Source organism: Stenotrophomonas sepilia (genome assembly GCF_003244875.1).
GTDB lineage: Bacteria > Pseudomonadota > Gammaproteobacteria > Xanthomonadales > Xanthomonadaceae > Stenotrophomonas > Stenotrophomonas sepilia.
This window is the reverse complement of the sequence record NZ_LXXZ01000032.1, coordinates 20,233-30,024: the sequence shown is the minus strand read 5'-3', so window position 1 is coordinate 30,024 and position 9,792 is coordinate 20,233. Positions and strand designations below refer to the sequence as shown.

The window sequence follows — 9,792 nt, the reverse complement described above, 5'->3', positions numbered from 1 at the left end:
GTTGACGTGCGGCTTGGTGCGCTCGAACTTACCCTTGGCCATGGCTGCTTATCTCGAATTCGTCTGAGAGGTGATGCTTGAGATGGTGCTCACGAAAGGAATCGAACCTTCGACCTCTTCCTTACCAAGGAAGTGCTCTACCGACTGAGCTACGTGAGCCGAGTTTTGCATTATGACATGAACTCGATAATATTCAAAGTTCATTCAATGGAGCGGGAGACGGGAATCGAACCCGCACCATCAGCTTGGAAGGCTGAGGTTCTACCATTGAACTACTCCCGCGCCGGGAATGTCACAACGTGAAACTGGTGGAGGGAGGTGGATTCGAACCACCGAAGGCGTAAGCCAGCAGATTTACAGTCTGCCCCCGTTGGCCGCTTGGGTATCCCTCCTTACCACCCCAACCCGTTGCCGCCGAAGCGTTGCGGTGTGTGGTGGTGAGCCGCTTATTCTGCTGATCAGGCGGGGGGCTGTCAACGCTTTTTTCCATCTTTTTCACACGTTGTCGCAAACCCATTGATACGCAAGGTTATTGCCCAGGGACCGGCAGGGTATCGCTGGCGAAAATTGCGACATGGGGGACGCCATCGGCGCCGATCCAGCCCCGATACATGCCCTGGGTGTTGAACGGCATGGCCATTTTTCCGTCTGCGGCAAGCACGATCGCGCCGCCGTCGCCGCCCATCTTCGGAATCATCTCGTTGATCACGCCCTTGCCGGCCTGCTCCGGCGTCTGCCGCTGGTAGCGCATGCGCGCACAGATCTCGTGCGCGGCCGCAGTCCGGATGTAGTACTCGCCCCACCCGGTGCCCGATACCGCGCAGCCCGCGTCGGCCCAGGTACCGGCGCCGATGATCGGCGAATCGCCCACACGGCCATAGCGCTTGTTGGTCATGCCACCGGTGGAGGTGCCGGCAGCAAGCTGCCCCTGCGCATCCAGCGCAACCGCGCCCACCGTGCCGAAGTGCCTTGCGGTCTCCAGGTCGGCGAGCGCCTGGCCACTGGCCTCTTCCTTCAATGCGCGCTGCAGTTGCTGCCAGCGCTTGTTGGTACGGAAGTAGGATGGATCGACCAGGCCGATGCCCTGCTCCACCGCGAACGCCTCGGCCCCCTGCCCGACCATCATCACGTGCCTGGACTTCTGCATCACGGTCTGGGCCAGCAGGATCGGGTTGCGCACCCGCTGCACGCCGGCCACCGCACCTGCAGCCTGGGTGGCGCCATCCATCACTGCGGCATCCAGTTCGTTGTGGCCGTCATGGGTGAACACCGCGCCCTTGCCGGCGTTGAAGGTCGGATCGTCCTCCAGCACGGTGATTGCCGCAGTGACGGCTGCAAGCGCCGGGCGACCGGCCGCCAGTTCGGCATGGCCCTTCAGCAGTGCGGCGCGCAACGCGTCGCGCGCAGCCTTCTCTTCAGCCGGCGACAGGTCCTTGCGCTCGACACCGGCACCGCCGTGGATGACCAGCAACGGCGAGGCGGCCGGGGCGGCCTGGGCAAGCAACGGCACGGACAGCAGCGCGGACAGCACCAGGCGCAGTTTCATCGGGTACATCTCCAGCAGGTGTAGTGAAAGGATTGCACCGGTAGTGCCGGCCGCTGGCCGGCACCGGTGGCATCAGGGAAGGTGGATTGCCGGCCAGCGGCCGGCACTACCGAAGCGTGAACTCAATCTCGCCGTCACTGACGTCGGCCACGGCCTGGTAATCGGCCTCGGCCTGGAAATCATCCAGCCGCATGCGGCTGCCGCTGGCGACCACCGTCACCGGCACCGCATGGAAGCGCAGCGGTTCCCCCTCGACCAGGCGATCGGCGTCGCGGCCGGGGCTGATCACCCAGACCTTGCCTTCGCCATCTGCGCTGTAGACCTGGGCCCGGCCATCGGGCTCAACGCACAGGGCGGTGTCCTCATCGACGCCGATGCCGACGATGTCAGGGTCGCCGCTGTCCTGGGCGGCACGTGCCACGAACACGATCAGGCGGCCGAGCCGGTCCCGCTTGTCGAAATGGGTGTCGGTGACCACGCGCTGCAGGTAGGGCATCTGCAGGAAGCCGCTGTCCAGGGTCACGGCACTGCCCATCGGGTCGGCCAGCGCACCGGCCGAGGTGATGCTGCCGCCATCCATGGCGCCATAGGCATAGCCGCCGAGGATGGCCAAGCCAGCGCTGGTACCGGCAATCGGCTTGCCGGCGCGCACATGGGCGTTGAGTGCACGGTTGAGTGCGGTGCCCTTCCAGAAGCGGATATAGCGGGACTGGTCGCCGCCGGCAATGAAGATGGCATCGGCCGCGGCGACCACGCGCAGCACCGCCGGATCATCGGCACCGCGGCGGCTGTCGAAGACCAGGGTCTGCACTGCGGTAGTGCCGCCGATCTCGCGGTACAGGCGGTCCTGCAGTTCGTCGCCACCGGAGGCGCGCAGAATCAGCACACGGCCATTGCCGGCCTGCTTCAGCCACCACTGGAAGGCCTCCGGCACCCACTCGCCACCGCCCATCAGCATCATGGCGGGCGCGCGCGGACCGGGACGCGGGGATTCCAGATCGCCGATTTCGTAATAGGCGAAGCCGGGGCCCTGCAGGTCCTGCGCGGGCGCGGCCAATGGCCAGGCCAGCACCAGCAGCGCCAGCCAGGCGAAGGGGCCAGGCAGGGTCCGGTCGAGGCGTCGCATCTTGATCTCCCTGAACAAAATCGACTTGCAAGCGTTTTCACTCTTTGACAGATAGGGGCCCAGTAGTCAAGGACATGAAAAAGGCGTTAAATGCGCGCGCCCATTCCGGAAGTCTGAATGGGGGACAGGGCCCCTCCTCTGCGGGCCGGCTTCATTTCCGAGAATTCCTCATGCGTAGACAGGCGATGGCGTGGTCGATCCAGCTGGCGTTGGTGGGCGTGGCTGCTTCTGCGGCGGCCCAGGCACCGGCTTCCTCTTCGGTGCAACAACTGGACGCGGTGCAGGTCACCGGCTCGCGCATTCCGCGCGCCCAGGTGGAAGGCCCCGCTCCGATCACGGTGATCAATGCCGAGCAGATCCGCTCCAGTGGCTTCACCAGCGTGCCGGACGTGCTGCGTGCAATGACCCAGAACGGCGGTGAGACGCAGAGCCAGCAGTCTTCCAGTGGCGCCGACTTCTCGCCGGGCGCCCAGCAGGTGGACCTGCGCGGCCTTGGTCCGAACCACACGCTGGTGCTGGTCAATGGTCGGCGTATTGCCGATTTCCCGATGCCGTTCAAGGGCCGCAGCAACTTCACCGATGTCTCCAACATCCCGCTGGGCATGATCGAGCGCATCGAAGTACTGACCGGCAGCGCCTCGGCCATCTACGGCTCGGACGCGATCGCCGGCGTGGTCAACTTCATCCTGAAGAAGAAGGCCGACGGCACCACGATCAACATGCGCATGGGCACCACCAGCGAAGGCGGCGGCGAGTCGTTCGACATGAGCCTGGCCAGCGGTTTCAGCCGTGGCAACTTCAACGCCGTGTACAGCGTCGAGCTGCAGTCGCAGACCCCGCTGTGGGCCTATGACCGTGACATCCAGGACTCGACCCGGGATGGCCCCACCGAGGGTTCGCGCATCGCGCGCCGTGCCTATCTGCGCACCGACTACAACGATGACTACCTGGACCCGGGCGCCGCCACCTGCGAAGCGCTGTCCGGCCAGAACCAGGGCAGCACCTATCGTGCCTACCGCCCGAAGTACGGCTACTACTGCGGCAGCGACAGCTCGATCGGCTACGGCACCATCCTCAGCAAGCGCCGCGGCGCCAACGGCTACGCGTCGCTGAGCTACGACTTCGACAATGGCCAGCAGTGGTTCGCCGACGTGCAGCTCGGCTACCACACGATGTCGCTGATGCGCGACGTCACCCAGTGGGGCCGCATGGATGCCAACGGTGATGAGTCGGGCTACTTCAACAACGAAGCCACTGGCGAGATCGAGTTCTGGCAGCGCCAGTTCTCGCCCGAGGAAATGGGCGGCCTGCGCAACGCCATGGTGCGCAGCACTCAGAAGACCTTCAGCGTGACCACCGGCTTCAAGGGCAACCTGATTGGCAACTGGGATTACGAAGCGGCGTTGAGCCATTCGCAGTACCGGTCGCGCATCAGCTGGGCACAGATCATTGCCGCCAAGGCCAACGACCTGTTCCTCGGCCCGCAGCTGGGCGTGGATGACGACGGTTTCCCGGTCTACAACGCCGATCCGTCACGGCTGTACCGTCCAATGACCCGCGCCGAGTACGACTCGATCGCCGCGCGTACCACCTACACTCCTAAGTCGCGCACGGAGACCGCCGCCTTCACCCTGACCAACTCGGCCCTGTTCGCTCTGCCGGGGGGCGACGCCGGGTTTGCCGCGACCGTGGAAGTGGGCCAGCAGGCCTATTCGCTGAACCCCGATCCGCTGGCGACCGGGTACTACTACTACAGCTGGAAGGATTCGGACGGCAAGGGTTCGCGCAACCGCTGGGCGGCGGCTGCGGAGCTGCGCATGCCGCTGCACGACACGGTCAACCTGAGCATGGCGGGCCGCTACGACCAGTACCGCTATTCCGGACACAGCATCGGCAAGGCGACCTGGAGCGGCGGCCTGGAATGGCGCCCGATCGATACCCTGCTGGTGCGCGGCTCCTACGGCACCGCATTCCGTGCACCGGACCTGCACTATGTGTTTGCCGGACCGGGCAACGACGAGACCAGCGCCGAGGATCTGTACACCTGCCGCCTTGAGGAAGCCAGCGACTGTTCCGATTACGAGCGCAACCTGATCCGCAGTCGCACCGGCAACCGCCAGCTCGACCCGGAAACCAGCACCTCGTGGAGCGCCGGCATCGTCTGGTCGCCGGCGATCGGCCTGGACCTGTCGGTGGACTGGTTCGACATCGACATGCGCAACCAGGTGCAGGACATGGACGTGCGCACGCTCCTGGCCAACGAAGCAAACTGCCGCCTGGGCAGCGCCGACATCAATTCGCCGACCTGCGTGGACGCGCTCGCCCGCATCACCCGCAGCAACGACGGACGCCTGTATGGCGTGCACGTGGAGCCGATCAACGTCGCCCGCGAATCCACCTCCGGCATCGACGTCGGCCTGCGCTATCGCCTGCAGACGGGCATCGGCGATTTCATCTTCAACGGCACGCACACCTGGGTGAAGAAGCATGATTTCCAGCGCTACCCCGGCGACCGCACCGAAGACCAGTTCGCGGTCAACAGTGGCTTCGACATTCCGCGCACCAAGACCAGCCTGAGCGTGACCTGGGAGAAGGATGCGTGGTCGGCAACGGTGTACGGCTCGCGCCTGGGCAAGCTGCCGACCTCGGACAGCTACGACCAGGTGTTCGACTGGGATAGCGGCGACAGCCCGTACGTGACGGCGACCTATCGCTACAACGCCTCGCTGCAGTACCGCTTCGACGACCACTCGCGCCTGTCGCTGTCGGTGGTCAATGTGTTCAACAAGATGCCGCCGAAGGACCGTACGTACACCGCTTACCCATACTACGACGTGTCCTGGTTCGACAGTGTCGGCCGCACGATCAACCTGCAGTACACCCACAAGTTCGGTGGCAGCGCACTGTAAGTGCTTGGCCAGCGCCGATACAGGGGACCCCCGCTTTGGCGGGGGTTCTCTTTTCCGCCGCCTGAACGGTACCCACGCGCAGGCTCCGGCCTGACCGGCCAGCGGGGGATTTTAGGAAACAGCTGATTCCGCGCCATCAGCGCCGCTCCCTAGCATCGTTGCATGCTCCGCTTTCCCCGCCCTTCGCTGCAGCAGGCCGTGCCATCAACCACCGCGTCGGTGTTGCTGCGCTGCCTGACCGTCTGCGTCTTCATCTGCCTGGCCGCCGCGGCCGGATTCTACCTGCTCACGGCATTCACCGAAGACATCTCGACCCATCGCCGCGAGATGAATGCAGCGGCCTACAAGGCACAGATCTATTTCGACCAGCGCGAAGCCCTGCTGCGCTACCTGGGTGATTCGGTGCTGGCCGGCAACCCGGATGCACCAGCCGCAGACAGCGAGGGCGTGCGACAGCTGCCGCTGGATGGTCCCGGTGGCCAGCCGGGCCAGCGGCTGCTGCTGTCAGCGCGCGCTGAGCACACGCTGCAGGCACTGCAGACGCACCTGCTGCTGATCGATGCACACGGCGCGCATTGGCTGGCCGGGGGCGAGGTCGACGTCGACCTGGTGCACCTGCCATCGCTGCGTGCGCTGCAGGCACGCAGCGGCAGCCTCGAGGGTGCAGACCCGGTGTACTGGCTGCGGCCGGGTGACAGTGGCGTTGCGCTGGCGCAGCCGGTACAGGCGGGCCCCCAACCGGCGCAGTGGCTGGTGCTGCTGCTCGATGGCGCGGCGGCGGCGAGCATGATCGACGGCCAGGGCATTGGCGGTTATGCGCTGCTCGACCGTGCTGGGCAGCCTGCATTATCCAGCCAGGCACCGCGGCTGGATGGTGCGGGCTGGAAGACCCTGCGGGAGCGCCAGGACGACAGCTTCGGCACGTTGTGGAGCGGCGGCCTGCCGCGCGGCGTAGCGCTGGTGAAAAGTGTCGGCAATGACGGCTGGCGGTTGGTCTACCACCTGCCGCCACAGCTGCTGCTGGGCGACCTGGCCGTGCCCCTGCTGGTCTGCGTGCTCTTGCTGCTGCTGGCCGGTGTTGCGCTGCGCCTGATACGGCATCGCGTGGAGCTCCAGCTGATCGAGCCGGCCCTGCAGCAGCACCGCCGCCTGCTGGAGAACCTGGACTTCAGTTCGACGGTGATCGACATGGCGCCGGTCGGCATCTGCGTCCTGCGCCGCAGCGACCGCGCGTTGCTGCTCTCCAACCAGCTGCTGCGCGACTGGCTCGGCGAAGAAGGCGAACACAGCGACTGGCAGGCACCATGGCGCGGACATGCCGGCGAACGCGGGCGTGGACTTGAATTCACCGCCCGCGATGGGCGCCAGCTGCAGGTGCTGCACGCGGCCTGCCGCTACCAGGGCGATGACGTGCTGCTATGCGTCTTCCATGATATTTCCCGGCACCGCCAGGCACAGGCCGCACTGTCGTCGGCACGCCAGGCCGCCGATGCGGCCAACCAGGCCAAGAGCGCGTTCCTGGCCACCATGAGCCATGAGATCCGCACCCCGCTGTATGGCGTGCTGGGCACGCTGGAGCTGCTGGGGCACACCTCGCTGGACGCCCGGCAGTCGCAGTACCTGCGCACCATCGAGAGTTCCTCGTCGGTCCTGCTGCAGTTGATCAGCGATGTGCTGGATGTTTCCAAGATCGAGTCAGGCCAGCTCAGCCTGGAGCCGACGGCATTCTCGCCGCGCGAGCTGACCGAGAGCGTGCTGCGCAGCTTCGCCGCGTCGGCCACCTGCAAGGGCCTGCAGATCCTGGTCTGTACCGATCCGAGCCTGCCGACACGGGTGCTCGGTGATGCCGACCGCATCCGCCAGGTGCTGGGCAACCTGCTCAGCAATGCAATCAAGTTCACCGAGCATGGCCGGGTGGTATTGCGCGTGCGCCAGGTGCAGCGCGAAGCTGAATCGAGCGTGCTGGCCTGGCAGGTGACCGATACCGGCGTGGGCATCGCTGCGGAGGAACAGGCGCGGTTGTTCGAACCGTTCCGCCAGGTCCGCGGCGCAGCCAGCGCGCAGGGCACCGGCCTGGGCCTGTCCATCAGCGACCGCCTGGTACGTCTGATGAGCGGCGAGCTGCAGGTGGTGAGCGAACCCGGGCTGGGCAGCAGCTTCAGCGTCCGCCTGCCGTTGCCGGTGCTGGCCGCTGCCGAGGATGGCCCCACACTACTGCCGGAACCACCGATCCTGGTGCGCGGCCGCGACCGCGAGCTGGTCGACAGTGCCTGTGGCTGGCTGTGTCGCTGGGGCGCCAACGCGCAGCCCCTGCTTGGCGACCCGGCGTTGCTGGACCATGACGGTGCGATCCTGATGGATGGCGAAGCCGGGATGCCGCTGGCCTGGTCGGGCCCGCGCGTGGTGGCTTCGATCGAGGGCGGTGACCAGCCGATCACTGCCGGTGATGGCAGCCTGGTGGTGACCCTGCACAGCATGACCGCGATCGGCAAGGCGCTGGCCAGCGTGCAGCACCAGCGTGCAGCGCAGCCGGTGGCCACGCGTACGGCACCACCGATGCCTCTGGGCCTGCGTGTGCTGGCCGTCGAGGACAACCCGATCAACCGGGTGATCCTGGCCGAGCAGCTGCGCACCCTCGGCTGCGACGTGGAGCTGGCACAGGATGGCATGGAAGCGTTGCAGCGGTGCCGTGAGCAGTGCTTCGATCTGGTGGTGACCGATATCAACATGCCGCGCATGGACGGCCACGCGCTGGCCCGCCAGCTGCGCGATGACGGCAACCCGGTACCGGTGATCGGCGCCACCGCCAATGCCACCGCAGAGGAGCGCGAGCGCTGCCTGGCCAGTGGCATGCAGGGCTACCTCAGCAAACCCGTCGACATCGCCCGCCTGCGCAAGGCGCTCACCGCCCTGCGCCAAGGAGACCCCGCATGACCCAGCGCGTCCTGATCCTGGAAGACCAGCCCTTCCAGCGTGGTTTCCTGGCCAATCTGTTCGGCAGCCGCGCCGGTGTCCAGGTCGATGCCTGCGAAGACGTGGATGCCGCCATCGCACTGTGTGCCTGCCAGCCCTACGACCTGGTGGTCAGTGACCTGCTGATGCCCGGGCAGGACGGCATCCAGTTCATCCAGGCACTGGCGGCGCAACCACGCCCGCCGCGCCTTGCCGTGGTCAGCGCGGCCCCGCGGCGGATGATGACCTCGGCACGGCTGATGGCCGAATCGCTGGGGCTGGATGTGATCGGCCTGCTGCCCAAGCCGGTGGCGGCCGCCGACGTGGACGCGCTGTTCGAGGCGCTGGCGCAGGCGCGCCCGGCCACCGACAAGGCCCCCTCACTCGCGGCAGCGGCAGTCCCCGAACCGGATGCGTCGCAGCTGCGCCAGGCGATGGCCGATGGCAGCCTGACGGCGTGGTTCCAACCCAAGAAGTCACTGCAGTCCGGACGGGTGGTGGCGGCCGAAGCACTGGTGCGCTGGCGCCACCCGCAGCTGGGCACGCTGGCCGCCGGCAGCTTCCTGCCGGCGATCTGCCGCTACGGGCTGGAGGGCGACCTGCTGCGGATGATGCTCAAGGCCAGCATCAGCGCACAGGCGCGTTGGCGCAAGCAGGGCTTCCGGGTACCGGTGTCGATCAACCTGCCGCCTCATCTGCTGGAGCAGTCGGACCTGCCCGATGAGCTGCTGGCGCTGACCCTGGCCCACGGCGGGACGCCCGGCGAGTTGTGCTTCGAACTGATGGAGAACAGCACCACGCGGCACGTCAGCGACTTCTATGCCGGTGCCTGCCGGCTGCGCATGAAGGGCTTCGGCTTGGCCCAGGATGATTTCGGGCAGGGCCTGAGCTCGGTCCACAACCTGGTCAATACCCCCTTCACCGAGGTCAAGATCGACCGCGCGCTGGTCAGTGGCTGCGCCCGAGACCCGGCCCTGCACCTGACCCTGTCGACGGTGATCGCACTGGCCAACCAGCTGGGCCTGATCATCGTGGCTGAGGGCGTGGAAAGTGATGCCGACCTGGCCGCACTGCGGCAGTTAGGGTGCAGCCAGGTGCAGGGGTTCCTGATCTCGCAGGCGCTGCCGTCGGACGAATTCAACCGTTTGCTGGACGAGGAAGCACCGCAACTGGACGAAAGACCGCGGGCCGCCCTGCGCTGACGCGGATTCCACGACGGCTTCACAAAAACATCAAGCGGCATTGATGATCCTGTCTAT

General features: G+C 66.3%; 5 protein-coding genes and 3 tRNA genes. 3 read left to right on the top strand and 5 right to left on the bottom strand.

Annotated elements, in window-relative coordinates; genetic code table 11:
• Positions 1–83: 83 nt before the first annotated feature.
• From A7X97_RS05010 to A7X97_RS04990, 5 genes are all read right to left on the bottom strand, one after another.
• Positions 84–159: transfer RNA gene (locus tag A7X97_RS05010), tRNA-Thr, on the bottom strand.
• A 49-nt stretch (positions 160–208) separates the two neighbouring features.
• Positions 209–282: transfer RNA gene (locus tag A7X97_RS05005), tRNA-Gly, on the bottom strand.
• A 24-nt stretch (positions 283–306) separates the two neighbouring features.
• A tRNA-Tyr gene (locus tag A7X97_RS05000) sits at positions 307–392 on the bottom strand.
• A 137-nt stretch (positions 393–529) separates the two neighbouring features.
• Positions 530–1,546 (bottom strand): isoaspartyl peptidase/L-asparaginase family protein, encoded by a 1,017-nt coding sequence (locus A7X97_RS04995; RefSeq protein ID WP_111007667.1) that lies wholly within the window; start codon positions 1,544–1,546, stop codon positions 530–532.
• A gap of 106 nt (positions 1,547–1,652) precedes the next feature.
• Positions 1,653–2,672 carry a cyanophycinase gene (locus A7X97_RS04990; protein ID WP_111007668.1) on the bottom strand — a complete coding sequence of 340 codons (1,020 nt, stop codon included), beginning with the start codon at positions 2,670–2,672 and terminating at the stop codon, positions 1,653–1,655.
• A gap of 170 nt (positions 2,673–2,842) precedes the next feature.
• Between A7X97_RS04990 and A7X97_RS04985 the strand changes: the two genes are divergently transcribed.
• From A7X97_RS04985 to A7X97_RS04975, 3 genes are all read left to right on the top strand, one after another.
• The gene (locus tag A7X97_RS04985; protein WP_111007666.1) at positions 2,843–5,581 is read left to right on the top strand and encodes a TonB-dependent receptor plug domain-containing protein; all 2,739 of its coding nucleotides are present in this window, start codon (positions 2,843–2,845) and stop codon (positions 5,579–5,581) included.
• A gap of 162 nt (positions 5,582–5,743) precedes the next feature.
• Positions 5,744–8,515: a response regulator gene (locus tag A7X97_RS04980; protein WP_088496493.1), complete on the top strand. Its 2,772-nt coding sequence runs from the start codon at positions 5,744–5,746 to the stop codon at positions 8,513–8,515.
• Entirely contained in the window at positions 8,512–9,735 is a 1,224-nt protein-coding gene (locus tag A7X97_RS04975) for an EAL domain-containing response regulator (RefSeq protein ID WP_088496492.1), read from the top strand. Before A7X97_RS04980 ends, A7X97_RS04975 begins: the two co-directional genes overlap by 4 nt.
• Positions 9,736–9,792: the final 57 nt, after the last annotated feature.